Source organism: Rhodoferax sp., assembly GCF_028688795.1.
Taxonomy (GTDB): domain Bacteria; phylum Pseudomonadota; class Gammaproteobacteria; order Burkholderiales; family Burkholderiaceae_C; genus Rhodoferax.
In genome coordinates this window covers 20,914-47,299 of record NZ_JAQTXM010000032.1, presented here as the reverse complement: position 1 = coordinate 47,299, position 26,386 = coordinate 20,914, and the positions used below count along the sequence as shown (strand labels likewise).

The window sequence follows — 26,386 nt, the reverse complement described above, 5'->3', positions numbered from 1 at the left end:
CGGAAAGAATGCGAATGTGTTCTATGAGGCTGGAATTGCACATTCCCTGGGCAAGGATGTCATTCTGATAACCCAGTCTGCGGACGATGTGCCTTTTGACCTGCGACATCTCCGGTATATCCAATACCTAAACAATGGGGAGGGACTCCAGCAACTTACAGTCAAAGTTAGCGAACGCCTTCAGACGCTTGCAGAAGGGCAATAGTGGAAGATGTTTCGGTATGCGGTTGGGATCATATTTCGCTCAATGGTGGAAATGGTTAACTCATAAAGTGATTGATAGTTTCATCGACTCGGGTGTGTTTCGAAACGTCGGCGCTTATCAACATTTGCCGACGAAACGCACCATTTCTCAGTCGCACCTGACCGGAGCCGCAAGGGCCTTGGTCGATGTTGACAGGCACGACTGTTCAAAGACTTCGACATCCACCTGCCAGTAGAGGACGCGACCACAGAGCTTGAGAAACTTTGGGCCAACGCCTTTTAGCACTACGACGTCCAAGCTAGTGACTGATCCGGGGGAGCTCCGCGATACGAATTCATTAAAAAAGCTTGTTATGCGAAATAATTTAAGTATAGAATCCACTTATGCGAAATTCGACACTGGAGTTGCCAATGGCCAAGCCTACAAAAGACACGATCCCAGACCTGCTCGTAAGGAACTTGCCTCGAGAAGTAGTCCTGGGTGTTGAAGAGGCTTTGGTGGTTGGTGCGCAACGTGCCTACGCCGCCGCCCGCGGCATGGATGATGGGCATCTTCCGAGCGTAGTGGGCCAGTTACGCCACTTTCACATGAATGAGGCTTTCCAGCGAACACTTGCTGTTAATGATGGTGCGCCTTCACCAATTAGGGGCAATGCAATTGTCGTTGGTCGTACTGGTGTTTTCACGCTGGCGCGATTCAATATCAAAGAAGGCATTTGGACCAATGGTCGCCGCAGTCAAACCCGTAGACAGATGTCGATGGCGAATCAGGCGATTGAGCCTTTGGTTCAACCAGAGCTTTTTGCCGACTATGTGCCTCCGTCGGATGCAGTTGCCTTTTTTGTGGCCTGCTTCTCCGGATCTCTACAAATTCACCCTGATTCACCGGTTTCTATCCAAATAGCTGTCCCAGACCGAAATATGGAAGGTTGGCTCTTTCGGGAGCCCATTGATGCTTTCCTCAAGCGATATGACCAGAAACCGGCAACGATGCAGGATGACCTTGCAATGCCGAAGCTGAAAAAGAACAGCGGCAAGCAGGACAAAGATGGAACAACACAATGAGCCGAGGTGGAATCCAAGGTTTTCAACAGGATCGGCTTAGCCAGATCCTGGCTGTGCGTCGCTTGACCCAGGTGCAGCTCGCCACCATGGTTGGTGTGTCGCCAGCGACAGTCAGCAAATGGAGAGCAGGCTCTCAAGCGCCTGAGCGAGAGGCTCTTGATCGTCTTGCGGGCGTGGTGAATGTCACACCCGAGTGGTTCACCCGGGCACCAACAGAAAAAATCTCTTTGCCACTGTTTCGCAGCAATGCGTCTGCTCACGTTGCTGCACGCGCGATGCTTGAGGCTCGCCTGGAATGGGCGCAGGATATCGCTGTCGCGTTGATGGAATTCGTCGACTATCCGGATCTGAATCTGCCGAAACGCAGTTTTCTCAATCCAGAAGAAATCACGTCTGAAGACATTGAGCGGGCAGCCTGTGAATGCCGTGATATGTGGCGACTGGGGCGTGTGGCAGTTCAAGACCTTGCGCTCGCCGTTGAGGGCGCAGGTGTCATCTTGGTTCGCGAAGAAACAGGTATTGCCCAAATCGAGGGGCTTTCAGCTTGGAGCGAGGTCCTTGGGCGTCCGCTCATTTTGTTGTCAGCTGACAAAGATAATGGTTACCGCAGCCGATTCGATCTTGCACATGAGTTGGGTCACCTGGTGCTGCACCGACTTATCCAACGCACGACCGATCGCGAGCGCCATAACTTGATGGAAAAGCAAGCCCATCAATTTGCTGGAGCATTTCTGCTACCTGCCGAAACCTTTGCATCTGATGTGCGCATGCCTGTCACGCTTGACGACATGTTGTTGCTCAAACGTCGGTGGGGCGTTTCGGTCGCAGCGATCACGATGAGGTTGTATGCCTTGGGATTGCTGGATGAAGAAGGCAAGTTGTCACTGTTCAAGCGGCGATCTGCTCGGTGGGGAGGCAAATCAGAGCCTGGTGACGGCGATCGAAAGCCCGAGCAACCGCGTCTGCTTCGACGCACTATCGATCTATTGGTCGACGAAAATGTGATGCCACTTGATGCGATTCCTAGGCATATCGGACTGTCAGAAACTGACGTGGAAATGCTGACAGGGCTCCCGGATGGGTACTTTCGGGGCAAAAGCAATGTCGTTCAACTTGCGCGGCTGCGCGTTGCGCCTTCAGATGGAACTGAACAGAAATCCCAAACTAATCCCGTTGTATTGCCATTCAAGAGTTTGCTGAAGAACTGATCACATTAAGAAGCCCATCATGTCCAAAAACACGAAACAGACGTCTGCTCAGATCGCTAAGCTGGCAGCCGAAACGTTGCAAGACAACCGGGCATCTCAGATTGCCAAGAGTCTTGCCGCATCCGCTTTGGCTCAGTGCGGAGGCGGCAAACAGACAGGGGCAGAGATGGAAGACAAGGCTGCGCGCGTTCTGGCCAGTGATCGCTATTCTGATGACACTAGGCAATTGGCTGCGTCGGTTTTGGCCCAGGCAAACAAAGAGCGCTGATTGACGGGCACTCAGGTCGGGTCACCATGCCGAAAGAATTGAGCGATTTGGACCTGAAGGCGCCAGTAGTCAGGATTTCTGTCTGACCATGCACGCTGAACCCGGTTTTTGTTGTCACGGTATTCATGGGACGCTTTGTTGCTTCTTTCGATCCCAAAGTTGCCGTCGCTTCCGCTGACAGTCTGGGGACGAGCAGTTACTATCCCATCTTGTCAGCCAATTTTTCAGCCTGAAGGTGGGTGTATTTTTTCAGCATTTGCAGAGTTTTGTGGCCGGAGATAGAGGCGAGCTCAAGAATCGAGAAATCATTCTTTTCGCTCAGGCGGCTCATGGCCTCATGGCGCAAGTCGTGCCAGGTGTAGTCTTGAATTTTTGCGCGCTGGCAGGCATAGCGGAAAACACTCAAAAGGCAAGTCCGGTCAATAGGGAAGGGCCGATCCGTTGGGTTGAACTTGCCTGCGGGCTTTGGCTTTGGCAATGCATCCAGCACCTCAATCGCTTTTGATGACAGCGGAGCCGCCCGTTCTTCGCCGTTTTTAGTGTCTTTTAAGAGGGCAAACTTGCGTTCAAGGTTCACGTGCTCCCAAGTCAGCGACAAAATTTCATTTTGTCGCGCTGCGGTTTCGATGGCGAACTGGAAGGCCGGGTAGAGAAGTTTGTTTCGTGACCGCTTGATTTCAGCTTCCAGGCGGGCGAACTCTTCTTTTGTGAGGCGTCTCTCGCGGCCTTTACCTTCTGATGGCTTGCGCACGTTGTCGACCGGGTTGCCACGAGGTAACAGGATGCCGCACTCAATTTGAGCGAATCTCATCAGTTTGGACAGCATGAAAATTTCTTTGCGGACGGTAGAGTCACCGACCGCTGGCATCTGGCTGTTGCCAGCCAATCGCAGATCGCGGTACGCACCAACAACTTTTTGGTCTATGGCAGCGAGGGAGTATTTGCCAATCAAGGAGTCAAGCCTGGCGAGCTGAAAGCGCCAGGCTTCCTTTTCATCTTCGCGCTTTCGATAGTGGAAGGGGGCGTACTCTTTTTTGAAGCGATCGATCAGGTCGGTGAGCGTAGTCTTCTCGGCATCAGACGAGCTTTGGAAAATGCCTTTATCGATGTCGGTTTCAATCTTGCGAGCCCAAATATCAGCGTCGATTTTTCGCTCGAAAGTTTTCGATTGAGATGGGTATCCAGTCATTCGAACGGTGGCTTGCCAGAGCCCGGATTCACGTTTTCGAAAGCTTGCCATTTCTGCCTTTCACACGAATTTGATGGGTGAAAGTGTAAAGCGAGTGTGCCCGTTTTGTGCCGGAAATGCTTTTTAAACTGTTATAAATGTTGTAAGTATTTGATTTATATAGATAAATATTTATTAATTTACACGCCTGGAAAGCGTGCGGGGAGTTAAATCCCCCGGGGGTTCGAATCCCCCCTGCTCCGCCAATTAATTATGAAAATCCCTTGTAAATCAATGACTTACAAGGGATTTTTTTTCGTCTGATTGCTTTGTAACCAGATGTTGCACGATGCCAAAAACCTCCTAAATTCATTGAAAATAGGTCCTGAGTGTCTCTGTTTGTACCAAATCCAGCTTTTCATGAGGTCAAGCTGAAAAGTGTTGGTGATGCCCTGGGCACTCGCCCTATCCTTCAGGCAAGGCGAATCCTGCACAGAGTCCAGCACTGCAATTCTGGTGATTTGTGGGCCGTTAAATTTGAGTCGCTGTCTGGAAAAAATAGCGAATAAGGGCAGACAACTTTAGTAGTCTGATTGAACTATTGTTCTCATGCGAAGAATTGAGCAGACTCGTGCACTAACTTGAAACGACTGACGGCACAAACCATTTATCCAATGTTCATATCCTTACCGCTAGCTTGGCCCAATCCATGAGCCATTCTGTAACACCGCTGCTGGGTTTCGAGCACATGACCCAATTGGGGAGCGCCTCGGGTTATTTGGACGAGATTTACGAAGTTGTCAAAGCGTTGTCGTTGTTTGAGGGCTTTTCTGTCTCTGAATACAGTAAGTTTTGTGAATACATGTCGTGTTACGGCGCGCTCCGGGGCGACACCATTTTGAATGAAGGTACCGAGGGCAGCTTTTTGGTGATTGTGCTGACGGGACAGGTCGATGTGATGAAAAATGACGGTACTGGCAGGCGAAAGTTGGTGACACGTGTGGGGCCTGGCGGCTTTTTAGGCGAAATGTCATTGATTGACGGGCGCCAGCGTTTTGCCAGCTGTGTAGCCACCCAACCCACTGACTTTGCCGTGCTGACGCGCGACAAGCTGAACACGATCATGCTGGAGTACCCACGCCTTGCCAACAAGGTTTTGCTGCTGGTGTTGCAGCTGATGACCAGCCGCCTGCGCGACACCACCACCCGCATGCTGCCTACCATTGTGAGTGAGGCGATTTAAGGCTGTGACCGCCCCGCGGCCACACCGCGCAAAAATTCTGCCAAGCCCGGGTTCAGATCCTGCCGGGCTATAAATGCCATTGCCTGCGTGAAGTCGCGTGTTACTCCGATGGCGCTTTGCACGTTGGTGGCCTGCTGAACCCAGCGCTTGGTGCGCTTGGCTGGCAGCAGCGATTGCAGCGCCTCCAGGCAGTAGCGAAGACGCTTGGCAAGAATACGCGCGCCGTGCTGGGCCTCAAGGGTATTGGCCGCTTGAAAGGCCTGTTTGTATTTGGCATGCAGACGTTTGATGCGTTGACGGCTCCAACGGCGCAAGGATTGTTTCTGTAAAGCCGCCGATTCAACCGTTCCAGGCACGGCCGTTAAGCCTTCGATCCATTGTGTGGTGGCCAGCAAAGCGGCACCAAGACTGGGGTCCCGCAGTGCGTAGCGCACCGCTTTACGCTGCAGCTCAGCGTCATGCGCAAGGGCCTGTGTCATGGCCTCCCACGTGCGCGCGCGGGGCTCATTGCCCGCTATGTAGGCATCGGCAAATGGTGGCAGTGTCTCCGTTAGGGCCACCTCAAGGTTGCGCAGCTCCCCCAGGCAGGTCAATAGCGCATGCAGCGGCTCCCAGGACGGTAAAGCGTCTGGCGCAAGAGCCGGGCGAAACAGGCGGCAGGCACTTTTAAATCGACGCCAACCGACCCGGGCCTGGTGCACCACTTCTGGGTCTTCCGACGCGTGCAGTGCGTTCATATTACTGGTGAATTGGCAAAACATCTCGCTCAGCACACGCTGTGCCGCTGCCAGCACGGGCAGGTCGGGTGTCAGTTTGGGCGGCAGGGCGCGCACCGGTGTGGCCAAGCCACCTTGCGCCAAGGCGTAGCCACGCTCGGCTTTGCTTTGGGTTGCCGGGAGCACGGCAACGCTGCGGGCCACTTGCTGGGCCACGTCGAACAAGGCGGCTGGCTGGCCGGCCTTGAGCTCAAATTCGAGCTCGCAAATCACGGCGGTTTGGTCACCGGCCACGATTTGGCCCACGTCGAGAGCGACCTCAACCACACTGCCATCACGCCGGCGCACCAGCCAGATCGTGCGCTCAAAACGCGTGGTGAAGCATGGTCGCAGCGACTTGAACAGGCTGCCATCAGGGTCAAGCGCGGTCCAAGGCGTGGCTTTGAGGGCTTTGGCTGACAAACGCTCATTGGGCACAGGGGTTTCCCACTCGCCACGCTGACTCAGAGCCGAGTTGTTTTGCTTGCCTGTCTTCAGGGTCTGCAGCCACTGGGGCTTGGCTGAGTTGCCCACACGACGAATGCGCAAGGCGATGCTTTGTTGGTGCAGGTGTTGCTCGGGCGTGTCGTAATAGACGTTGTGCAGTTGCAGTTGGGTCGGCTGGCGACGCGCCAGAATTGGTGTGCGGGACAATTGCTTGAGCAGTTGTGCCGGGTTGGCACCGGGTAGCGCCAGCTTGAGTTCAATCTCTTGCGGGTGATGGGGTGGGTCGACGGGTTTCATAGGCTTTATCCCCTTAGGTCAAATTCTCAGTGTGAGCTTTGCTGGCGCAAAGTGGACGGATACTCTGGGCTCTTGCGGGCTAAATTGCTGCGAAAACCCGGTGATTGTTGGCGATGCTACTCGCACCCGGCCCAACGCCTTCTTAAACTCATCCCTTTATCTATTCCTCGGAGTCTGTCTTGTGTGCTTGTGTTTCATGTGTTTGCTGCAGGTGCTTGATTGAGTGACGCTGCTTTGGCCGACGTGGCACTGGGCGCGTTTGACCAGGTTGTGGCGGCTACGCCGGGCTTTCGCGCCCGCATGGGTCAGCGCGACATGGCCCAGCGCATTGCCAGTGCTTTGGAATGTGTGACGCTGGGCGAACACGACGAGCCACAAAGCGCAGTGGCGGTGATTCAGGCGGGCACTGGCGTTGGCAAATCTGCCGCTTACTTATCGACCACGGTGGCCATGGCATTGGCGCGCAAAACGCGGGTGGTGGTGTCGACTGCCACCGTAGCGCTGCAAGAGCAATTGATGACCAAAGACCTGCCTGCGCTGGCCGCCGTGCTTGACACACCGTTTGTGTTTGCCTTGGCAAAAGGCCGTGGCCGCTATGTGTGCAAGCTCAAATTGGAGCGGTTGGTGGGCGGTGGCGATGCCGTTGACATGTTCGAGGGCGACGACGAACCAGCAGCGCAGCCGCTCCAATCCCCCAAACCCGTCAGGGGCCAGGTCTGGCAAGACCCGCTGGAGCGGCGCATGCAGCTTTACGACACGCTGGCCTCCGGCTTGGCCACCGGTAAATGGGACGGCGACCGCGACAGCCTGGCCGAGCAACCCGACCCCTCTGATTGGGGTACCGTGGCCGCTGAGCGCCACACCTGCACTGCCCGCCATTGCCCACGGTTTTCTGCGTGCAGCTACTACCAGGCGCGCATGCAACTGGCACAGGCGCAAGTGATCGTAGCCAACCATGACCTGGTGCTGGCCTCCTTGGGCATGAAGGCGCTGCCTGACCTGGACAACTGCCTGGTGGTGTTTGACGAAGGCCACCACTTGCCGGCGGTGGCCCTGGACCAGTTTTCCAGTGCCATGGACTTGGGCAGCCTGCGCTGGCTTGAAAAGCTGCCCAAAATTCTGGTCGAGGTAGCTGACAAGCTGGGCTTTGTGCTGGCGCAAGACGTCACCACCCTGGCACAACAGCTCAAAACCGCCATGCTGGAAGCGAGTCGCCTGGCTATGGAGTTTTTGCGGGGTGTAGCCAGCACTTACGACACGGTTTATCGTTTCAAGGAAGGCGTTGTGCCCGAGGTGATGCTGGAGCCCTTCAAGCTGATCCACGGCCACGCCGTGGCGCTCTCAGATTCGTTGGAAGCTCTGGGTGCCGAGCTTAAATTACGGGCCAAAGAAGACCCGTCACAGGCCGCGCAGTGTTCGCTTGAATACGCCAAACTTGGCCAGCTGGCACCCAAAATCAACAGTGTGGTGGCCACCAGCGCCATGTGGCTGGCCACTGACGAGCCGCCCCTGGCCAAATGGCTCAAATCAGACACCAGTTCTGGCTTGGTGTCGCTCAGCGCAAACGCCTGTCCGATCGTGCCGGGCGACTTGTTGCGTCGGCATTTGTGGCGCCAAGTGCGTGGCGCGGTGGTGACATCTGCGTCACTCACCACCTGTGGCAGTTTTGACTATTTTCTGAGCGAAACCGGCTTGGCCGGCTTGCCGCAAGTGAGCACCTTGGCGGTGGACAGTCCGTTTGACTACCAGCGCCAAGGCGAGTTGATCGTGACAGACACCTTGGCCGATGCGCGTCAGGTGGACCAGTACACCGCTGAGATGGTGGCGGCCCTGCTAACGGATTTGCGCGACGTGCCGCATGGCGCGCTGGTGTTGTTTACCTCGCGTGTGCAAATGCAGGCGGCAGTGAATGCGCTGGATGCCGCCTTGCTGGAGGTGGTGCTGGTACAGGGCCAGTTGGCGCGTGGCAAGCTGCTGGGCATTCATCAGGCCCGGGTCGAGGCGGGCGCTGCCTCGGTGATTTTTGGTCTCCAATCGTTTGGCGAAGGGCTGGACTTGCCTGGTACGCTGTGTGAAACGGTGTTCATCACCAAACTGCCCTTCAGCCCGCCGAGCGATCCGGTCGAAGAGGCGCGCGCCGAGTGGCTCAAGCGCAGCGGGCGCGACCCTTTCTCGGAACTGGTGGTGCCCGCCACTGGTATCAAGCTGCTGCAGTGGACAGGGCGGGCGATTCGCAGTGAGACCGATCAGGCGCGGGTGATTTGTTATGACAAGCGTTTGCTGAACATGGCTTACGGCCGGCGCATGCTGCAGGGTCTGCCGCCGTATGCGGTTTCGCGCCGCCCACTTCCTTGAGCCGCTCGGCGTAAAGAAATGTCAATCGGCTTGTATGTGCGCCGCATGGCCGCACCTAAAAGCATCAAAAGGAGTTTGAATGGGTAATTTTGTAAGATCAATTTTGGGGCTGATGCTGCGCCTGGGGCTGCTGCTGGCAGGGCTGGTGTTTTTTGCCAGTGTGCTTGCGGTTGGCTTGGTGCTGCTGTCGTTGTGGCTGCTGCGTGCGCTGTGGGCCAAAGTCACAGGCAAACCGGTGCAGCCTTGGGTGTTTCAGATGATGCGCCGCCCACCGTGGCAGCAGGCCGGCCGTGGTGCAGGGTTTGGTGGCGCGCCGCAGGCAGCCTCTGACGATGTGATTGACGCTGAGGTGCGTGATGTTTCCGTGGTGACCGATGTCGAGCCCAAGCGCATTGACCCGATGCGCTGATTTTAGCTATATTTTATATAGCTGCTTACGAATTATTCATAAGGTCTAGAGGCTTATTTCATGTAAATTCAATGAGCTCGGCATGCACTTTGCCAGCGGGCCGCAAATGTTTCATCGAAAGTCGGTAGGTGTCCAGATCAAACGCCAACGGGCTTTTTTGGCTTTGCAGGGCGTCTTGTAACTCATCGTCTGAGTGCACGGTGGCCAGATGGCACCATTGGTCAAACACATGAATATCGGTGCGATCAGTCCTTGCATTGTGCTCACGCAAACCCACCTTGCCGGCAAACGGCCACACCTGCAGCTTGTGGGTAATCAGGGCCATTTGCAGGCGCAAGTGGTGCCGCTCAGGCGCTTCTTCACCACAACACACACCTTTGCAATGGCCGATCTGGTGCGCAAAGCAGCGGCCTTTGCCTGATTCGAGTCCCATCGCCTGCAGGCACAGACCATGTGTGTCGGCCAGTTCGCGCAGGTGACTTTGCGCCTGGTTTTTGGAGCGGTAGGGGCCATAGAGTGCACCAAATTCAGCTGGGACCAGGTCGCTACCGCGCACCAGTGTCAGTAAAGGGCGGCTGCTGGGGTTGGCCTCCAGGCGCCAGGCGCACAGGTTGTTTTCGCGGCGCAGCTGGCGGTTGTGAATGGGTTGCTGCTCTTTCACCAGACGCGCTTCCAGCAACAGCGCCCCGAGTTCGCCAGCGGTCTCGATCCACTCGATGCGGCGAATTTCTTGCGCCATGCGCATCTCGCGTGCGTTGCGGCTGGCGGCCTGAAAGTGCGACATGACCCGGCTGCGCAGCTTGACGCTTTTGCCGACATAAAGCGGCAGCGGACTTTCGCCGTAAAAAATGTACACACCGGGTGTGTCGGGAATGTCGGCCACGTTGGTGTCAAGTTGCGGCGGCAGGGCGGCACTGCCTTGCAGCAGACTCTGGGCTTGGCCCTTCAGGCAATCCGCGCCCAGTTCACTGCTGGCAAGCCCAAGCCAGCTTTGCATCACCTCAACGTCACCCATGGCGCGGTGCCGTGCCGTGCTCACCAAGCCGTGGCGTTGCATGATGGCGTCGAGCCCATGGCTTTTGAACTGCGGGTAAAGCAGGCGTGATAGGCGTACCGTGCACAGGGTTTTAACGCGCAGCGCCACGTCCAGCCGTGCCAATTCGTTCAGCAAAAAGCCGTGGTCAAAACGCACGTTGTGGGCCACCAGCACGGCGCCGTCCAGCAGCGCCAGCAAGGGCTTGGCCACCTCACTGAACGCGGGTGCGTTGGCCACCATGGCGTTGCTGATGCCAGTGAGCTGCTCAATGAAACCTGAAATGTGTGTGCCGGGGTTGACCAGCGTGCTCCAGCGGGCCACTTCCACGCCGTGTTCGATGCGCACTGCGGCGATCTCGGTGATGCGGTCATTGACCGGGTTGCCGCCTGTGGTTTCCAGGTCAAGCAGTACGTAGCAGGGCAGCATGGGTGTTTATAGCAATGTCAAAAATAATAGCTGCTTGCGCATGTTCTATAAGGGCTAGAGGCCTAAAACACTAACAAAACATCAGGGCAAGCCAAGCGGGATCATCCAGCACATTGGCGACCAAGTAGGTGCCCACGCGGTAGAACCAGAATTCAAAGCTGGCTTGTAGTTCAGGTGATGTCAAAGACATGAATGGCATAACGGCCCAGGCGGCGGTCTGCAAAAAAACGTTTCAGGGTTTCGCCTACGGTCTTGAAAGCGATGTCTTCCCAGGGAATGTCTTCCTCGGTAAACAGGCGTGCCTCAATGGTCTCAAATCCCGGCTCAAACTGGTCGCTGAGCAGCTGTGCGCGGTAAAACAAATGCACCTGGCCGACCCGCGGGATGTTGACCAGTGAGAAAAATTCGCCCATTTCAAACTGCGCACCGGCTTCCTCAAGCGTTTCACGCGCGGCGCCTTCACTCACGGTCTCGTTCAATTCCATGAAGCCGGCGGGCAGCGTCCACTTGCCAAAACGCGGCTCGATGTTGCGCTTACACAGCAACACTTTGTCGTTCCACACGGGAATCGTGCCCACCACGTTGAGCGGGTTTTCATAGTGAACCGTGTCGCAGGCCGGGCACACCGCGCGCAGCTTGGTGTCGCCGTCATCTGGTAGCCGGTACACCACGGATGTGCCGCAGCTTTTGCAATGTTTGATGGGGGGGCGGTGCATCGTTGGAGTGTAATTTCAAAAGTACATGCCGGTCATGTGCAGGGTGGGTTGGCGCAAGCCATGGTCGACTAAGGTCGACCGCACTAGCTGCCCGCCGATGTCAGCTTACTTTCAATTCAATGCTCGTCAGGCCGCTGATGCTGCCGTTCAGGATGTCCCCACGCACCACCGCGCCCACGCCAGCGGGTGTGCCGGTGTAAATCAGGTCACCGGGTTGCAGTGCCCAGGCGGCTGAGAGCTGGGCAATCGTTTCCGAGATGTTCCAGATCAACTGGTCAATCGTGCCATGTTGGCGCTGCACACCATTGACCTGCAAGTCAATCGCTGCCTGGCTGATGCTGCCTGCCGCGGCCTTGGGCGTGATCGGTCCAATCGGGGCAGATTGGTCAAAGCCTTTGCCAATGCACCAAGGGCGGCCTTGTGCCTTCATGTCGTTTTGCAGGTCGCGGCGTGTCATGTCCAGGCCCACGGCGTAGCCAAAAATATGGCTTGGGGCCTGTTCTACCGTGATGTTCTTTCCGCCAGTGCCAATCGCCACCACAAGCTCGATTTCATGGTGAAAGTTACTGGTCAAGCTGGGGTAGGGCAGGGCAGTGACGCTGCCAGGCGGTACCACCAGCACGGCATCGGCCGGCTTCATGAAGAAAAAAGGTGGCTCACGCCCGGTGTGCCCCATCTCTTGTGCGTGCTCGGCATAGTTGCGACCGACACAGTAGACGCGGTGTACCGGAAACAGCGCGCCAGAGCCAAGCACGGGCACGGACACGGTGGGGGCAGGTGGAAATGCAAACGTCATGTCAGTATGGCCTGGGTGGGGTTAGGGAATTTGGCATGGCTATTCTTTGGGCTTGAACGTAGTGGCAAGCTTAGGCTGACTTGGCCAACAGGTTGAAGTGCTCCACCACCGGCGGGCTGGCAAAAAACGGGCCGACGATGGCACGCCATTCGCCAAACGCAGGGGAGCCACGAAAACCAACAGTATGGTCTTCCAAAGTGGTCCAGATAATTTGCAAGATGTAGCGCTGTGGGTTTTCAATGCCGTGGTTTAGCGTGAAGCCTTGAAAACCTTTGGCGTGTGCAATGACCGTTTGCAGTCCGCGCTGAATGGCTTCTTCAAAGGCTGCGTTTTGTCCGGGCTGGATGGAAAAATCGGCTAGTTCAAGAATCATGAAGGTCTTTCGCAATTGGGGGGCTGATTGGGCAAAACCTCAAGTCTAGCGTTTTCAGCACGGTGCCTGCGCGGGTGCGGTCGGGCCATGGGTTATGCTGGAGTGATGACACACACTACCTTTATTCCTGGCAAAGATGCCGCCCTCGAAACCACCATCAGCACGCTCTTGGGCAAGCTGCAGGCCTTGGGTTTCCACATTGAAGAACGCAGCTGGCTCAACCCGGTGGACGGCATCTGGTCGGTGCACATTCGTGACCGTGATTGCCCATTGTTGTTCACCAACGGCAAAGGTGCCAGCCGCCTGGCCTGCCTGGCCAGCGCTTTGGGCGAGTTTTTTGAGCGCTTGTCGACCCATTATTTCTGGACCCATTTCTACCTCGGCCCCGATCTGACCAGCCGCGCTCATGTGCATTTTCCGCAAGAGCGCTGGTTTGCCGTGCCAGAAGACGAAACCTGGCCTGCCGAGTTGTTGACGCCTGAACTGCACAAGCTCTACAACCCACAGGGCAACGTGGACGCCAGCGCGCTGGTTGACTTCAATTCAGGCGCCACGGATCGCGGCATTTGTGCCCTGCCTTACGTGCGCCAGAGCGATGGCCAAACCGTGTATTTCCCGGTCAATATAATTGGCAACCTGTATGTCAGCAACGGCATGTCAGCTGGCAACACCCAAATGGAAGCCCGCACGCAGGCGCTGTCGGAGATTTTTGAGCGCTCAGTCAAAGCCCGCATCATCAGCGAAGGTATTTGCCTGCCGGATGTGCCCGAGGCCGTGATTGCCCGCTACCCGCGAATTGCCCGTGGCATTGCAGCCCTGCGTGAGGCCGGCTTTGGCATTCTGGTGAAAGACGCCTCGTTGGGTGGCCAATACCCGGTGATGAATGTCACGCTGCTGAATCCGCTGGATCAGGGTTGCTTTGCCAGCTTTGGCGCGCACCCGCGCTTTGAGGTGGCGCTGGAGCGCGCCTTGACCGAATTGCTGCAAGGCCGTGCGCTGGATGCACTGTCAGGCTTTCCTGCACCCGGCTTTGACCTGGAAGAAACCGCTAGCTCGACCAACATCGAGATCCATTTTGTCGACTCAAGCGGCGTCATTCACTGGAAGTTTTTGGGTGATGTGGCCGACTATGAGTTTGTTGACTGGAACTTCAGCAGCACCACCGCCGAAGACTACGCCTGGAGCCTGGAGCGCCTGCAGCACGACGGCCATCAGGTCTACATTGCCGATTTTGTGCAGCTGGGCGTGTACGCCTGCCGCGTGCTGGTGCCGGGCCTGTCAGAAATTTACCCGATTGACGACCTGGAGTTTGAGAACAACAGCATTGCGAATGACTTCCGCGAAGCCATCTTGAACCTGCCCGATCTGGACGACGAAGAGTGCGTCGATCTGCTCGACACCCTGAACGATTCCAACCTGGCGGACCACCGCCCTGTGCCGGGTCTGATTGGTTTGGCTGCTGATGCCGGGTCGTTCTGGAGCGATTTGCGTCTGGGAGAGCTCAAGACCCTGCTGGCGTTGGCCGTGGGCGACGAAGCCGCCACGCTGGAAGGTTGTGAATGGATTTTGAACTTTGACCAGTGCAACCCCGAGCGCAAACGCGTTTATGCCTGCATCAAGAACCTGATCAACCTGGCGGACATGGGCGACAGTGGCCCGTATCTGGACACCTTAGCCTTGCTCTACGGCGCCGGTCCGCTGGCGCAAGCGCATGCCTTGATCATGCAGGAAGACCGCTTCATGGGTCTCGGCGCACCTGGCTTGGCGCTGGATGGGTTTGAGATGCACCACAAACTGCTGGCTGCCTACGACAAGGTTCACGCCTTTGCCTGACTTGCAAAGCGCTGATCATCAGCAAGATGAAACGCGCCATGCTGAAAAGCATGGCGCGTTGACACAGTGAACAAAATTTCGCCATGAACCCCGATTGGCTGATCCCCGACTGGCCCGCGCCCGCCGGAGTGCGCGCCGTGTGCAGCACGCGCGCAGGCGGCGTGTCACGCGCACCCTACGACAGCTTGAATTTGGGTGACCACGTGGGCGACAACCCAGCCGATGTGGCGGCCAACCGGGCCACCCTGCAAGCTGCATTGGCCGTACGCCCGGTGTTTTTGAACCAGGTGCATGGCGCTGACGTGGTGTTTTTAGACGCCAACAGCCAGGACGGCACGGTGGCAGACGCCTGCATCACCAATCAATTTGGTGTGGCCTGCACCGTGATGGTGGCTGACTGCTTGCCGGTGTTGTTCACCACCCGGCAGGGCCAAGCGGTGGCTGCTGCGCACGCTGGCTGGCGAGGTTTGGCCGGGCAGGGTGGTGTGGGTGTGCTTGAAGCAACTTACAAGAGTTTTAGTGCTCTAGCCCTTATGGATAAAGCGCAATCAGCTACTGAAATAATAGCGTGGTTGGGCCCGTGCATTGGGCCTGACGCGTTTGAGGTGGGTGACGAGGTGCGCACGGCATTCAACTCACAAGACCGGTCTGCTGCTGCGTGTTTTCAGCCCCTGGCGTCAGGCAAATGGTTGGCGGATTTGGCCGGCCTGGCCCGCTTACGCCTGCGCGCGCTTGGCGTGACACAGGTTTACGGCAACAACAGCAGCGCAGCCTGGTGCACGGTTGGCAATGCGTCACGCCTCTTTTCGCACCGGCGTGACCGGGTCAGTGGGCGTTTTTGCGTGAGCATCTGGCGCGGTGTCTGATGCCGCACTTGACGCCGCTTGTGTGGCAACTATTTCGGCCTGTTCTTTGGCCTTGATGGCGCGTTTGCGCCCGGGTGCACCCATCACATACACCACCAGCCCCACGGGCAGCAGTCCGTATAAAACAAAGGTGATGAGCCCGCCCAGCACGGTGCCGTTGGTGTTGGTGGCTTCGGCCGCAGCCATCAGAACAGCCACATAAAGCCAGCCTATGGGAACGATGTACATAGGGTGAAGATGAAAATTTTTGGGGTTGATTGGAAAATGTCAGGATCTCGAAGGGCTTGCCCTAAGATACTAGCCTTGTTTGACATTGATGATTACTCAGAGGGTAAAGAATGAACGAAAAAGCTCAAGAACAATGGCTCCAGTCGGCCCAACAAATGCAACAAACCATGACCGAAAGCTGGACCAAGACTTTTGAGTCGTTTCAGAACATGGACTTGGGCGCAGCGGCTCCCAAACTGATGGCCCCCACCACCAAGCCCCCCAAAATCAAGTTTTCCCCTGAAAAGCTGCAAGCGCTACAAAAGCAGTACTTGGAAGAAGCCAGTGAGCTCTTTACCAGCAGCCTGCAAGGTGCTGCCAAGCTCACTGACCGGCGTTTTGCCAATGAGGCCTGGACGGCTAACCCGGCGGCGGCTTTCTCAGCTGCGGCTTATTTACTGAACGCCAAAACCCTCACACAGATGGCAGACGCCGTCGATACGGACGCCAAAACCCGTGCCCGCATTCAATTTGCGGTTGAGCAGCTCACCGCCGCTGCAGCCCCCAGCAACTTCATGGCAACCAATGCCGAAGCCCAGAAGAGAGCCATTGACACCAAAGGCGAGAGCATTGCCAAAGGCATTCAAAACCTGCTGCACGACATCAAGCAAGGCCATGTGTCAATGACCGACGAAAGCGTGTTTGAGGTCGGCAAAAACGTGGCGACCACCGAAGGTGCTGTGGTCTTTGAAAACGAATACTTTCAGCTCCTTGAGTACAAGCCTCTGACCGACAAGGTCTTTGAGAAACCTTTCCTGATGGTGCCACCGAGCATCAACAAGTTTTACATTCTTGACCTGCAAGCTGAAAACTCGCTGGTGCGGTACGCCGTGGCGCAAGGTCATCGCACGTTTCTGGTGAGCTGGCGTAACCCCGATGCGTCTTTGGCCAAGGCCACTTGGGACGATTACATTGAGAAAGCGGTGATCAAGGCGATTTCGGTCACGCAAGAAATATCTGGCTCAAAAACCATCAATGCACTGGGTTTCTGCGTGGGCGGCACGATGCTTGGCACGGCGTTGGCAGTGCTGGCAGCGCGTGGTGAAAAACCAGTGGCCAGCGTCACGCTCCTGACCTCCATGCTCGACTTTTCTGATACGGGCGTGTTGGACGTGTTCATTGATGAAGGCTTTGTCAAATACCGCGAACAGGAAATGGGCAAAGGCGGCCTGATGAAGGGCAAAGACCTGGGCAGCACGTTCAGCTTTTTGCGCCCGAATGATCTGGTGTGGAACTACGTGGTGGGCAACTACCTCAAAGGCGAAACGCCTCCCCCGTTTGACCTGCTGTACTGGAACAGCGATGGCACCAACCTGTCTGGCCCGTTTTACGCTTGGTACTTGCGCAACACCTACCTTGAAAATAACCTGACCAAGCCGGGCAAGGCGATTGTGTGTGGCGAAAAAATTGACCTGAATTTGGTCGATATTCCCGCGTACATCTATGGTTCGCGCGAAGATCACATTGTGCCGATTGGCGGCGCCTATGCCACCACCCAGTTTCTGCCAGGAAAAAAGCGTTTTGTCATGGGCGCATCCGGCCACATTGCCGGCGTGATCAACCCGCCCGCTAAAGGCAAACGCAGCCACTGGATTCGTGATGACGGCAAGTTGCCTAAAACGGTTGATCAGTGGTTAACCACCGCCGTTGAACACAAAGGCAGTTGGTGGACGGACTGGTCTAATTGGCTGGCTGCACAAGCCGGTAAAGAAATTTCCGCGCCCAAAACCTATGGCAAGGGCAAATACAAGGCCATCGAGCCTGCACCCGGCAGCTATGTCAAAGCTCGGGCTTGATTTTTAATTTTTTGGTATTGTTTGATTTTTTAACCAGGACTCAGGAGACAACATGGAAGACATCGTTATCGTTTCAGCGGCGCGTACAGCCGTAGGTAAATTTGGTGGTTCACTGGCAAAAGTTGCTGCCCCGGAATTGGGTGCCACCGTCATCAAGGCCTTGTTGGCACGCACGGGTTTGAGCGCTGACCAAATTGGTGAAGTGATTCTGGGCCAAGTGCTGGCCGCAGGTTCAGGACAAAACCCGGCGCGCCAGTCCACCCTGAAAGCCGGTTTGGCGCAGGAAACGCCCGCATTGACCATCAATGCGGTGTGTGGCTCTGGTCTGAAGGCCGTCATGCTGGCTGCGCAGTCAGTGGCTTGGGGCGACAGCGACATCGTGATTGCCGGTGGCCAGGAAAACATGAGCGCGTCACCTCATGTGCTGATGGGCTCGCGCGACGGCATGCGCATGGGCGACTGGAAGATGATTGACTCCATGATTGTGGACGGCCTGTGGGACGTTTACAACCAGTACCACATGGGTATCACCGCAGAAAACGTGGCAAAAGCTTGCAGCATCAGCCGCGACATGCAAGATGCCCTGGCATTGTCCAGCCAGCAAAAAGCCGCTGCCGCCCAAGATGCTGGCAAGTTCAAGGACGAAATCGTTGACGTGTTGATTCCTCAGCGCAAGGGCGACCCGCTGGTTTTTAACACCGACGAGTTCCTGAACCGCAAATCCAATGCAGAAGCTTTAGCAGGTTTGCGCCCAGCGTTTGACAAGGCCGGCTCGGTCACTGCCGGTAACGCATCAGGCATCAATGACGGTGCAGCTGCCGTGATGGTCATGACGGCCAAAAAAGCCGCAGCCCTGGGCTTGACTCCTTTGGCACGCATTGCTGCGTTTGGTACCACCGGTGTGGATCCAGCGCAAATGGGCTTGGGCCCAGTGTCTGCTTCGCGCAAGGCGCTGGCCCGTGCCGGCTGGAGCGTGGGTGATGTGGATCTGTTTGAATTGAACGAGGCCTTTGCTGCACAAGCTTGCGCTGTGAATCAATTGCTTGAGGTCGACCCATCCAAAGTGAACGTGAACGGTGGCGCCATTGCCATTGGCCACCCGATTGGCGCGTCCGGTTGCCGCATTTTGGTTACCTTGCTGCACGAAATGCAGCGCCGCAACGCCAAGAAGGGCTTGGCTGCCCTGTGTATTGGCGGCGGTATGGGGGTTTCCCTTGCGTTGGAGCGCTGATTTAGCCTTCATAATTGAGTTTTAAGCAGATTTCGTATTAACAAAGAGGAGAATTGAATGAGTCAAAAAGTAGCATATGTCACCGGCGGTATGGGTGGCATCGGAACCGCCATTTGCCAGCGTTTGAGCAAAGAAGGTTTCACGGTCATCGCAGGTTGCGGCCCAACCCGTGACCATGCCAAATGGGTGGCTGAGCAAGCTGCGCTGGGCTACACGTTTTACGCGTCGGCCGGCAACGTGGGTGACTGGGATTCCACCGTGGAAGCCTTCACCAAAGCCAAGGCCGAGCACGGCAGCATTGACCTGCTGGTCAACAACGCCGGTATCACCCGTGACCGCATGTTCCTGAAAATGTCGCGCGAAGACTGGGACGCCGTGATCGAGACCAACCTGAACTCCATGTTCAACGTGACCAAACAAGTGGTCGGTGACATGGTTGAAAAAGGCTGGGGTCGCATCATTAACATCTCCAGCGTGAACGGCGTTAAGGGTCAAGCTGGTCAAACCAACTACTCGGCTGCCAAAGCCGGTATGCATGGTTTCAGCATGGCGTTGGCCCAAGAGTTGGCCACCAAAGGCGTCACGGTCAACACCGTGAGCCCAGGTTACATTGGCACCGACATGGTCAAGGCCATTCGCCAGGAAGTGCTCGACAAGATCATTGCCACCGTGCCTGTGAAGCGCTTGGGTGAGCCGTCTGAGATTGCGTCCATCATCGCCTGGTTGGCGTCTAACGAAGGCGGCTACGCGACCGGTGCCGAGTTCTCGGTCAACGGTGGTTTGCACATGGGCTAAATGTGATGCGCAGTCTGTGACTGCGCAGTCACCTTGCCGCAAAAAACCCGCTTTTAGCGGGTTTTTTTATGTCCAGATTCCTGCAGACTTGCAGTGTGTATTTTATCTTCAGGGAAAAACTTCAGCGCTGTCCAGGGTCGCAGCGGCTTTGTCCTTGGCGGCCAACAGCGGCTCGGCATGAAGCGGCCATTGCACGCCCACCGTTGGGTCGTTCCACAGCAGGCTGCGCTCGAACTCGGGGTGGTAGTAATCGGTGGTTTTGTACAAAAACTCAGCGCTTTCACTTGTCACTAAAAAACCGTGGGCAAAGCCCGGTGGCACCCAGAGCTGGTGTTTGTTCTCGGCCGACAACACCACGCCTTCCCACTTGCCAAAGGTGGGGGAACTGCGCCGCAGGTCAACCGCTACGTCAAAGACTTCGCCGTGCGTTACCCGCACCAGCTTGCCCTGGGGGTGTTGAATCTGGTAATGCAGGCCGCGCAATACGCCTTTGGCAGACTTGCTGTGGTTGTCTTGTACAAACTGCACATCAAGCCCGGTGCAATTGGCAAAGTCACGCGCGTTGAAGCTTTCAAAAAAGAAGCCACGCGCGTCACCAAAGACTTTGGGCTCAAGGATCAGGACTTCGGGCAGGGAGGTGGGGGTGACGGTGTAAGGCATGGTGGTCACTTCAACAGGCTCAGCAAATACTGGCCGTAGCCGTTTTTCGCCAGCGGCGCAGCCAGCTTTTGAATCTGCGCGGCATCTATCCATTTTTGCGCAAAGGCAATCTCTTCCGGACAAGCCACCTGCAGGCCCTGGCGTTTTTGCAGGGTCGCAATGAAGCTGGCAGCCTCCAGCAGGCTGTCATGGGTGCCGGTGTCGAGCCAAGCGTAGCCGCGGCCCATCATTTCGACGCTGAGTTGACCTTTTTCAAGGTAGACGCGATTCACATCGGTGATTTCAAGCTCGCCCCGGGCAGAAGGCTTTATGCTGGCAGCAATGTCGCACACCTGGTTGTCATAAAAATAAAGGCCGGTGACGGCGTAATTGCTCTTGGGTTGTGCCGGCTTTTCTTCGATGCTGATGGCGCGCTTGTCCGCGTCAAACGCCACCACGCCGTAGCGTTCGGGGTCGGTCACATGGTAGGCAAACACACTGGCACCACTGGTGCGGGCATCGGCATTTGCCAATTGTTTGCTGAGGTCATGGCCGTAAAAAATGTTATCGCCCAGCACCAGCGCACTGGGCAGGCCATTGACGAAATCACGACCAATGATGAAGGCCTGCGCCAAGCCGTCTGGCGAAGGCTGAACGGCGTAGCTGATGCTCATGCCCCACTGGCTGCCGTCGCCGAGCAAATCGGCAAAACGCGGTGTGTCTTGCGGTGTGGAGATGATCAACACCTCTCGGATTCCGGCGAGCATCAGCGTGCTCAAGGGGTAGTAAATCATCGGCTTGTCATACACCGGCATGAGTTGCTTGCTGACGGCCTGTGTGACCGGGTAAAGCCGTGTGCCGGAGCCGCCGGCCAGGATGATGCCTTTGCGTTGTGTCATGGTGTGAATTCCAAGGGTTGTGAGTGTTGCTGGCGTTTTGTAGGGTCGACTTCAGTCGACCAGTCGGGTGCAGGCCCACCCTGCGGAACCCACTGATGCGATCAGCTTCAATTGAGGGTTTCTCTAAGCATGCGATTGACCCCGGACTGCCATGCGGGAAGCGTCAACGCAAAGGTGCGCTGCAATTTGCTTGTGTCCAAGCGCGAGTTGTGCGGCCGCTTGGCGGGTGTCGGGAAGGCGCTGGTGGGTACAGGTAATACCTCGGTAGCTTTAATTTTGATAGCTGGTAGCGCTTGTTCTGCCTGGTCTAGGACATGTTTCGCATAGTCAAACCAGGTGGTGGTGCCGCTAGCGACCAAATGGTAAATGCCGGCCAGCTCGGCTGCTTTGGCCCCACTTTGAACCAACTGACGAATGGCGTGAGCCGTCACGTCAGCAATCAAATCAGCGCCGGTGGGCGCACCAAATTGGTCGTTGATGACGGTCAGCTTGTCGCGCTCCTGACCCAGCCGCAGCATGGTTTTGGCAAAGTTGCCACCGCGTGCCGCGTAAACCCAGCTGGTTCTGAAGATCAAATGCTTGGAGTAATGCTGGGCGATCAAGGCCTCGCCTTCGCGCTTGGTGGCACCGTAAACGCTCAAAGGAGCGGTGGCATCAGACTCGATCCAGGGCTTGTCGCCACTGCCATCAAACACGTAGTCGGTGCTGTAGTGCACCAGCCAGGCGCCAAGCTTGGCGGCTTCAATTGCCAACACTTGGGGCGCTTGCGCATTGAGCGTGCGTGCCAGTTCGGGCTCGGATTCGGCCTTGTCCACAGCCGTGTGCGCGGCGGCGTTGACAATCACGTCCGGCTTCACGGCCCGCACCGTTTCTGCCAAACCGCTCAGGTTACTGAGGTCACCGCAATAGTCGGTGCTGTGACGGTCAAGCGCGATGAGCTCGCCCAAAGGCGCCAGGCTTCGTTGCAGTTCCCAGCCGACCTGGCCGTTTTTACCCAAAAGGAGAATTTTCAAACCAGGCCCTGAAAAAAATTGGAATCTGACCCCAATTAGTTGTATTGCTTTTGTACCCAATCCCTGTAGGCACCACTTTGCACATGAGCCACCCAGTCGGGGTTGTCCAGGTACCACTGCACGGTCTTGCGGATGCCTGATTCAAAGGTTTCCGCCGGTTTCCAGCCGAGTTCACTTTCCAGCTTGCGGGCGTCGATGGCGTAGCGGCGGTCGTGGCCGGGGCGGTCGGTCACATAGGTGATCTGGTCTTTGTAGGGCTTACCATCCGCACGCGGACGCAACTCATCCAGCAAGCTGCACACCGTGTGGACGATCTCCAGGTTGGCCTTTTCGTTCCAGCCACCCACGTTGTAGATTTCACCCAGGCGACCGGCCTCTAAGACGCGACGGATGGCGCTGCAGTGGTCTTTGACATACAACCAGTCGCGAATCTGCTGGCCATCCCCATACACCGGTAACGGCTTGCCGGCCAATGAGTTGACGATCAGCAGCGGGATGAGCTTTTCAGGAAAGTGATACGGCCCGTAATTGTTGGAGCAATTGGTGGTGAGCACCGGCAGGCCGTAGGTGTGGTGCCAGGCGCGTACCAGATGGTCGCTGGCGGCTTTGCTGGCGCTGTACGGGCTGTTGGGCTCAATGTGGCTGGACTCGGTGAAAGCCGGGTCGTCTTTGGCCAGTGAGCCATAAACTTCGTCAGTGGACACATGCAGGAAGCGAAAAGCTGCTTTTTGATTAGCCGGCAAGTCGCTCCAATATCCGCGCACCGATTCGAGCAGGTTGAAGGTGCCTACGATGTTGGTCTGGATGAATTCACCTGGGCCGTGGATGGAGCGGTCCACATGGCTCTCAGCGGCAAAGTTGATGACGGCGCGCGGTTGGTGCTGGGTCAGCAGTTGGGTGACCAGCGTGGCGTCACCAATGTCGCCTTGCACCAGAGTGTGGCGCGCATCACCCTGCAGGCTTTGCAGGGTTTCGGGGTTGCCGGCGTAGGTGAGTTTGTCGAGGTTGATGACGGGCTCATCATTCAAAGCCAGCCAGTCAAGAACGAAATTGGCACCAATAAAACCGGCGCCGCCTGTGACCATGATCATTTTGTTACTCCCTAAAGTTGGCTTTTCCTAAGCACCCATTGACGTGAGCTGAACCTTTACAGCGTTGACTTCAGTCGGCCCGACAGGATGTCTGTGTTAACCGGCAGATTCTATTTCTGTCGAGACTGCCAGCCATTGCTCTTCCAGTGTCTGCAGCTCTTCATTGACCGCTTTCAGTCGCTTGCCTTGGTTTGCAAAGTCGGACGGTGGCGGTGACTGGCTGAGATGGCCTTCCAGCGCGGCGCCTTCACCATTGAGCACGGCCATGCGGGCCTCAATGTCTGACAATTTGCGTTTGAGCGAGCCGGTGGGCGCTGGCTTGTGCTTGACTTTGGCTGCTGCGGCGATGGCTTCAGCCTGTGCCTTGCGTTCGGCCTTCGCCGCAGCGCTGCTGGCTTCCTTGATGGCTTCGCGCTGGCGCTTGGCTTCATCCAGCAGGTAGCGCTGGTAGTCGTCCAGGTCACCGTCAAAGGGCTCGACGCCGCCGCGCGACACCATCCAGAATTCGTCGCACACGCTCCGCAACAAGGCCCGGTCGTGGCTGACCAGCATGACGGTGCCTTCAAACTCATTCAGCGCCATGGCCAACGCCTCGCGGGTGGCCAGGTCCAGGTGGTTGGTCGGCTCATCAAGCAACAACAGGTTAGGGCGCTGCCAGACGATCATGCACAGCACCAGGCGGGCTTTTTCGCCACCGCTCATGCTGCCCACGGCTTGCTTGACCATGTCGCCACCAAAATTGAAGGTGCCCAGGAAACTGCGCAGGTCTTGCTCGCGGGTTTGCTGGCCGACGATTTTTCCGGCGGCGGTCATGTCTTTCACTAGGCGGATCATGTGCTCCAGTGGGGTGTCGGCGGGGCGCAGCACGTCGAGCTCTTGCTGGGCAAAATAGCCAATGCTCAGGCCCTTGCCTTCGGTGATTTCGCCGCTGATGGGCAACAAATCGCGCGCGATGGTTTTCACCACAGTTGATTTACCTTGTCCGTTGGCGCCCAAAATGCCGATACGCTGGCCGGCCAGCACCGACTTGCTGACGTTGCGCACGATCACGGTGGGCGGTGTGCCTTCGGGTGCATCTTCGGCTGGCGGGTAGCCAAAGTCCACGCCCGACATTGACAGCATCGGATTGGGCAGGTTGGCCGGCTCTTTGAATTCAAAGGTGAAGTCAGCCTCAGACAGCAGCGGTGCAATTTTTTCCATGCGGTCCAGCGCCTTGACCCGGCTTTGCGCCTGTTTGGCTTTGCTGGCCTTGGCCTTGAATCGGGCAATGAACTTTTGCAGGTGGGCAATTTTGTCTTGCTGTTTGGCAAAGGCGTTTTGCTGCAGGTTCATCTGCTCGGCACGCATGTCCTCGAACTTGCTGTAGTTACCGCCGTAGCGCACCAGCTTGCCCGCGTCAATGTGCAGGGTGACGTTGGTGATGGCGTCCAGAAACTCGCGGTCATGGCTGATGACGATCATGGTGCCTTCGTAACGCTTGAGCCAGGCTTCCAGCCACACCAGCGCGTCAAGGTCCAAGTGATTGGTAGGTTCGTCAAGCAGCAGCAAATCGCTTGGGCACATCAAGGCGCGCGCCAGTTGCAGGCGCATGCGCCAGCCGCCCGAGAAGCTGTTGACCGGGTTGGTGAGCTCGGTGGTCTTGAAGCCCAGGCCCTGGATGAGCGCTTGCGCACGCGCTGGGGCGTCATTGGCGCCAGCATCTTGCAGCGCCATGTAGGCGTGGGCCATGCGGTCGTAGTCGTCGGTGGCCTCGGCCGCGGTGACTTCTTGTTGCGCGGCCAGCAGATTCACGTCGCCTTCAACCACAAAGTCAGTGGCGCTTTGCTCGGTTTCGGGCATGTCCTGAGCCACCTGGCCCATGCGCCATTGGGTGGGAATGTAGTACTCGCCGCCATCTTCGTGCAGGTTGCCATTGAACAGCGCGAACAAGGAGGATTTGCCAGCGCCGTTGCGCCCGACCAGACCGACTTTTTCACCGGGGTTGAGGGTGACGTTGGCGCCGTCAAGCAAGACTTTGGCGCCGCGGCGCAGGGTGACATTTTTTAGGGTGATCAAAAGAAATTTTTCGCAAGAAGTTAGATGAATAGGGGCGTGGATGGCAGGTCAAACCCGCGATGACAAGCTATGTGTCATCCCGGAGGTGATCCAGGATCCAGAAATTTGGGGACGTGGGCGTTCACTAGGGCTTCGCGGGTGACCAGCAACACCTGGTCTTCGCCGGCGCTGGTGGCCAGCCAGTAGACCTCAAGCTGGGGAAAAGCGGCCTCAAAGTGTTCGCGTTCGTGGCCCACTTCCAGCACCAAAACGGCTTGCTCGCTCATGCAGGCGGGCGCATCGGCCAGGAGCTGGCGCACAAAGTCCATGCCGTCGCTGCCACCAGCCATGTTGCCGTCCAGCGCCAAGGCGGGTTCCGCCTTGAATTCCGGTGGCAGGGTGGCCATGCTTTGGGCATTGACATAGGGCGGGTTGCACAAAATCAGGTCGTAATGGGTGCCGCTTTTTGGCAGACCGTCGCCCTGGCGCAAGATGATGCGGTCATGCAGGCCATGGCGGTCCACATTGATACGTGCCACTTCCAGCGCCTCGGCACTGATGTCAGAGGCTTGCAAGAGCACGTCGGGGTAAACCATGGCGGCAATCACGGCCAGGCTGCCGTTGCCGGTGCACAGGTCGAGCACACGGTGGGTGGTTTCGCTCAGCCAGTAGTCCAAACTGCCTTCGACCAGCACCTCTGCAATGAGCGAACGTGGCACGATGACACGTTCGTCCACATAAAACGCAACACCCTGCAGCCAGGCTTCATGCGTCAGGTAGGCGGCTGGTTTTCGGGTATCGATACGCGCTCTCAAAAGAGTAGCTATCTGCGCTTGTTCTATAAGGGTTACAGGTCGATTTGATATAAATTCTTCAGCTGGCTCAATCGCTGTTGCCATTGCGTCTTCAGGGGTCGGTGAAGACTCTGACAGCGGCTCAGCGGTGGGCAACAAGGGCGTGTCCAGGGGCAAACCGAGCTGCCACAACACCAGCCAGGCAGCTTCGTCAAAGGCATTGGTGGTGCCATGGCCAAACGCGACACCCGCCTCGGTGAGCTGCTGGGCGGCTGCCTTCACGCAGTCCAGTAGCGTGATCGGCTCGGCAGTGCTGGCCAAGCCGGGCGGCTGGCCAAGGCCTTCGGCTGGCATTTTCGGCG

24 protein-coding genes and 1 pseudogene are annotated in these 26,386 nt (G+C 56.9%); 12 read left to right on the top strand and 13 right to left on the bottom strand.

What is annotated here, in order from left to right:
- The 4 genes and pseudogenes from PHQ58_RS19340 to PHQ58_RS19325 all read left to right on the top strand — a co-directional run.
- A pseudogene (locus PHQ58_RS19340) lies at positions 1–205 on the top strand (hypothetical protein); the annotation flags it as partial.
- Between the two features lie 410 nt (positions 206–615).
- Positions 616–1,269 carry an alpha/beta hydrolase gene (locus PHQ58_RS19335; protein WP_300114452.1) on the top strand — a complete coding sequence of 218 codons (654 nt, stop codon included), beginning with the start codon at positions 616–618 and terminating at the stop codon, positions 1,267–1,269.
- The gene (locus PHQ58_RS19330) at positions 1,266–2,477 is read left to right on the top strand and encodes an XRE family transcriptional regulator (RefSeq protein WP_300114449.1); all 1,212 of its coding nucleotides are present in this window, start codon (positions 1,266–1,268) and stop codon (positions 2,475–2,477) included. The genes PHQ58_RS19335 and PHQ58_RS19330 overlap by 4 nt, the downstream gene beginning before the upstream one ends.
- Before the next feature lie 19 nt (positions 2,478–2,496).
- Positions 2,497–2,745, top strand: coding sequence for a hypothetical protein (locus tag PHQ58_RS19325; protein ID WP_300114446.1), 249 nt, complete (start codon positions 2,497–2,499; stop codon positions 2,743–2,745).
- A 199-nt stretch (positions 2,746–2,944) separates the two neighbouring features.
- Here PHQ58_RS19325 and PHQ58_RS19320 read toward each other — a convergent pair whose 3' ends face one another.
- Positions 2,945–3,985 (bottom strand): site-specific integrase, encoded by a 1,041-nt coding sequence (locus tag PHQ58_RS19320; RefSeq protein WP_300114443.1) that lies wholly within the window; start codon positions 3,983–3,985, stop codon positions 2,945–2,947.
- A gap of 637 nt (positions 3,986–4,622) precedes the next feature.
- Between PHQ58_RS19320 and PHQ58_RS19315 the strand changes: the two genes are divergently transcribed.
- Positions 4,623–5,156 (top strand): cyclic nucleotide-binding domain-containing protein, encoded by a 534-nt coding sequence (locus PHQ58_RS19315; protein ID WP_300114440.1) that lies wholly within the window; start codon positions 4,623–4,625, stop codon positions 5,154–5,156.
- On the opposite strand, the gene PHQ58_RS19310 is transcribed toward PHQ58_RS19315, so the two are convergent.
- Positions 5,153–6,655: a CYTH and CHAD domain-containing protein gene (locus tag PHQ58_RS19310; RefSeq protein WP_300114437.1), complete on the bottom strand. Its 1,503-nt coding sequence runs from the start codon at positions 6,653–6,655 to the stop codon at positions 5,153–5,155. The genes PHQ58_RS19315 and PHQ58_RS19310 overlap by 4 nt on opposite strands.
- Before the next feature lie 219 nt (positions 6,656–6,874).
- Here PHQ58_RS19310 and dinG point away from each other — a divergent pair, with 219 nt between their 5' ends.
- Both dinG and PHQ58_RS19300 read left to right on the top strand, forming a co-directional pair.
- Positions 6,875–9,010 (top strand): ATP-dependent DNA helicase DinG, encoded by a 2,136-nt coding sequence (gene dinG / locus PHQ58_RS19305; protein WP_300114434.1) that lies wholly within the window; start codon positions 6,875–6,877, stop codon positions 9,008–9,010.
- Between the two features lie 79 nt (positions 9,011–9,089).
- Positions 9,090–9,419 carry a hypothetical protein gene (locus PHQ58_RS19300; RefSeq protein ID WP_300114431.1) on the top strand — a complete coding sequence of 110 codons (330 nt, stop codon included), beginning with the start codon at positions 9,090–9,092 and terminating at the stop codon, positions 9,417–9,419.
- Positions 9,420–9,477: 58 nt separating this feature from the next.
- Here PHQ58_RS19300 and PHQ58_RS19295 read toward each other — a convergent pair whose 3' ends face one another.
- From PHQ58_RS19295 to PHQ58_RS19280, 4 genes are all read right to left on the bottom strand, one after another.
- Complete coding sequence (locus PHQ58_RS19295) at positions 9,478–10,881, bottom strand: 3'-5' exonuclease family protein (protein ID WP_300114428.1); 1,404 nt, start codon at positions 10,879–10,881, stop codon at positions 9,478–9,480.
- A gap of 170 nt (positions 10,882–11,051) precedes the next feature.
- The gene (locus PHQ58_RS19290; RefSeq protein WP_300114425.1) at positions 11,052–11,597 is read right to left on the bottom strand and encodes an NUDIX hydrolase; all 546 of its coding nucleotides are present in this window, start codon (positions 11,595–11,597) and stop codon (positions 11,052–11,054) included.
- A 100-nt stretch (positions 11,598–11,697) separates the two neighbouring features.
- Entirely contained in the window at positions 11,698–12,393 is a 696-nt protein-coding gene (locus PHQ58_RS19285) for a fumarylacetoacetate hydrolase family protein (RefSeq protein ID WP_300114422.1), read from the bottom strand.
- A 70-nt stretch (positions 12,394–12,463) separates the two neighbouring features.
- On the bottom strand, positions 12,464–12,766 hold the full coding sequence (locus PHQ58_RS19280) for an antibiotic biosynthesis monooxygenase (protein ID WP_300114419.1): 303 nt from the start codon (positions 12,764–12,766) through the stop codon (positions 12,464–12,466).
- A gap of 105 nt (positions 12,767–12,871) precedes the next feature.
- Here PHQ58_RS19280 and ycaO point away from each other — a divergent pair, with 105 nt between their 5' ends.
- Positions 12,872–14,599, top strand: coding sequence for a 30S ribosomal protein S12 methylthiotransferase accessory factor YcaO (gene ycaO / locus PHQ58_RS19275; protein ID WP_300114415.1), 1,728 nt, complete (start codon positions 12,872–12,874; stop codon positions 14,597–14,599).
- A gap of 83 nt (positions 14,600–14,682) precedes the next feature.
- The gene (gene pgeF, locus PHQ58_RS19270; protein ID WP_300114411.1) at positions 14,683–15,465 is read left to right on the top strand and encodes a peptidoglycan editing factor PgeF; all 783 of its coding nucleotides are present in this window, start codon (positions 14,683–14,685) and stop codon (positions 15,463–15,465) included.
- Here pgeF and PHQ58_RS19265 read toward each other — a convergent pair.
- Positions 15,394–15,693: a hypothetical protein gene (locus PHQ58_RS19265; protein WP_300114408.1), complete on the bottom strand. Its 300-nt coding sequence runs from the start codon at positions 15,691–15,693 to the stop codon at positions 15,394–15,396. The genes pgeF and PHQ58_RS19265 overlap by 72 nt on opposite strands.
- A gap of 110 nt (positions 15,694–15,803) precedes the next feature.
- On the opposite strand from PHQ58_RS19265, the gene PHQ58_RS19260 reads away from it, so the two are divergent.
- The 3 genes from PHQ58_RS19260 to phbB are packed head-to-tail and all read left to right on the top strand — an operon-like array spanning position 15,804 to position 19,554.
- The gene (locus PHQ58_RS19260) at positions 15,804–17,528 is read left to right on the top strand and encodes a class I poly(R)-hydroxyalkanoic acid synthase (protein WP_300114406.1); all 1,725 of its coding nucleotides are present in this window, start codon (positions 15,804–15,806) and stop codon (positions 17,526–17,528) included.
- Between the two features lie 52 nt (positions 17,529–17,580).
- Complete coding sequence (locus PHQ58_RS19255) at positions 17,581–18,759, top strand: acetyl-CoA C-acetyltransferase (RefSeq protein ID WP_300114404.1); 1,179 nt, start codon at positions 17,581–17,583, stop codon at positions 18,757–18,759.
- A 57-nt stretch (positions 18,760–18,816) separates the two neighbouring features.
- On the top strand, positions 18,817–19,554 hold the full coding sequence (gene phbB / locus PHQ58_RS19250; RefSeq protein ID WP_300114401.1) for an acetoacetyl-CoA reductase: 738 nt from the start codon (positions 18,817–18,819) through the stop codon (positions 19,552–19,554).
- Positions 19,555–19,662: 108 nt separating this feature from the next.
- On the opposite strand, the gene rfbC is transcribed toward phbB, so the two are convergent.
- The 6 genes from rfbC to prmB all read right to left on the bottom strand — a co-directional run bounded on the left by rfbC (position 19,663) and on the right by prmB (position 26,378).
- Positions 19,663–20,214 (bottom strand): dTDP-4-dehydrorhamnose 3,5-epimerase, encoded by a 552-nt coding sequence (gene rfbC / locus PHQ58_RS19245; protein WP_300114398.1) that lies wholly within the window; start codon positions 20,212–20,214, stop codon positions 19,663–19,665.
- A 5-nt stretch (positions 20,215–20,219) separates the two neighbouring features.
- Positions 20,220–21,092 carry a glucose-1-phosphate thymidylyltransferase RfbA gene (gene rfbA, locus PHQ58_RS19240; protein ID WP_300114395.1) on the bottom strand — a complete coding sequence of 291 codons (873 nt, stop codon included), beginning with the start codon at positions 21,090–21,092 and terminating at the stop codon, positions 20,220–20,222.
- 107 nt (positions 21,093–21,199) lie between these two features.
- Complete coding sequence (rfbD, locus tag PHQ58_RS19235; RefSeq protein WP_300114392.1) at positions 21,200–22,105, bottom strand: dTDP-4-dehydrorhamnose reductase; 906 nt, start codon at positions 22,103–22,105, stop codon at positions 21,200–21,202.
- A 35-nt stretch (positions 22,106–22,140) separates the two neighbouring features.
- The gene (rfbB, locus tag PHQ58_RS19230; RefSeq protein ID WP_300114389.1) at positions 22,141–23,196 is read right to left on the bottom strand and encodes a dTDP-glucose 4,6-dehydratase; all 1,056 of its coding nucleotides are present in this window, start codon (positions 23,194–23,196) and stop codon (positions 22,141–22,143) included.
- 96 nt (positions 23,197–23,292) lie between these two features.
- Entirely contained in the window at positions 23,293–25,251 is a 1,959-nt protein-coding gene (locus PHQ58_RS19225; protein ID WP_300114386.1) for an ABC-F family ATP-binding cassette domain-containing protein, read from the bottom strand.
- A gap of 74 nt (positions 25,252–25,325) precedes the next feature.
- Positions 25,326–26,378 carry a 50S ribosomal protein L3 N(5)-glutamine methyltransferase gene (gene prmB, locus PHQ58_RS19220; RefSeq protein ID WP_300114455.1) on the bottom strand — a complete coding sequence of 351 codons (1,053 nt, stop codon included), beginning with the start codon at positions 26,376–26,378 and terminating at the stop codon, positions 25,326–25,328.
- Between the last annotated feature and the right edge of the window lie 8 nt (positions 26,379–26,386).

Excerpts from the sequence above, each read along its gene's own strand:
- prmB (WP_300114455.1), bottom strand. The coding sequence starts at position 26,378 with ATGCCAGCCGAAGGCCTTGGCCAGCCGCCCGGCTTGGCCAGCACTGCC.
- PHQ58_RS19330 (WP_300114449.1), top strand. The coding sequence starts at position 1,266 with ATGAGCCGAGGTGGAATCCAAGGTTTTCAACAGGATCGGCTTAGCCAG.
- PHQ58_RS19290 (WP_300114425.1), bottom strand. The coding sequence starts at position 11,597 with ATGCACCGCCCCCCCATCAAACATTGCAAAAGCTGCGGCACATCCGTG.
- PHQ58_RS19320 (WP_300114443.1), bottom strand. The coding sequence starts at position 3,985 with ATGGCAAGCTTTCGAAAACGTGAATCCGGGCTCTGGCAAGCCACCGTT.
- PHQ58_RS19260 (WP_300114406.1), top strand. The coding sequence starts at position 15,804 with ATGAACGAAAAAGCTCAAGAACAATGGCTCCAGTCGGCCCAACAAATG.
- PHQ58_RS19300 (WP_300114431.1), top strand. The coding sequence starts at position 9,090 with ATGGGTAATTTTGTAAGATCAATTTTGGGGCTGATGCTGCGCCTGGGG.
- PHQ58_RS19310 (WP_300114437.1), bottom strand. The coding sequence starts at position 6,655 with ATGAAACCCGTCGACCCACCCCATCACCCGCAAGAGATTGAACTCAAG.
- PHQ58_RS19285 (WP_300114422.1), bottom strand. The coding sequence starts at position 12,393 with ATGACGTTTGCATTTCCACCTGCCCCCACCGTGTCCGTGCCCGTGCTT.
- PHQ58_RS19255 (WP_300114404.1), top strand. The coding sequence starts at position 17,581 with ATGGAAGACATCGTTATCGTTTCAGCGGCGCGTACAGCCGTAGGTAAA.
- PHQ58_RS19265 (WP_300114408.1), bottom strand. The coding sequence starts at position 15,693 with ATGTACATCGTTCCCATAGGCTGGCTTTATGTGGCTGTTCTGATGGCT.
- rfbA (WP_300114395.1), bottom strand. The coding sequence starts at position 21,092 with ATGACACAACGCAAAGGCATCATCCTGGCCGGCGGCTCCGGCACACGG.
- rfbC (WP_300114398.1), bottom strand. The coding sequence starts at position 20,214 with ATGCCTTACACCGTCACCCCCACCTCCCTGCCCGAAGTCCTGATCCTT.
- PHQ58_RS19335 (WP_300114452.1), top strand. The coding sequence starts at position 616 with ATGGCCAAGCCTACAAAAGACACGATCCCAGACCTGCTCGTAAGGAAC.
- rfbB (WP_300114389.1), bottom strand. The coding sequence starts at position 23,196 with ATGATCATGGTCACAGGCGGCGCCGGTTTTATTGGTGCCAATTTCGTT.
- PHQ58_RS19280 (WP_300114419.1), bottom strand. The coding sequence starts at position 12,766 with ATGATTCTTGAACTAGCCGATTTTTCCATCCAGCCCGGACAAAACGCA.
- PHQ58_RS19295 (WP_300114428.1), bottom strand. The coding sequence starts at position 10,881 with ATGCTGCCCTGCTACGTACTGCTTGACCTGGAAACCACAGGCGGCAAC.
- ycaO (WP_300114415.1), top strand. The coding sequence starts at position 12,872 with ATGACACACACTACCTTTATTCCTGGCAAAGATGCCGCCCTCGAAACC.
- PHQ58_RS19325 (WP_300114446.1), top strand. The coding sequence starts at position 2,497 with ATGTCCAAAAACACGAAACAGACGTCTGCTCAGATCGCTAAGCTGGCA.
- pgeF (WP_300114411.1), top strand. The coding sequence starts at position 14,683 with ATGAACCCCGATTGGCTGATCCCCGACTGGCCCGCGCCCGCCGGAGTG.
- PHQ58_RS19315 (WP_300114440.1), top strand. The coding sequence starts at position 4,623 with ATGAGCCATTCTGTAACACCGCTGCTGGGTTTCGAGCACATGACCCAA.
- phbB (WP_300114401.1), top strand. The coding sequence starts at position 18,817 with ATGAGTCAAAAAGTAGCATATGTCACCGGCGGTATGGGTGGCATCGGA.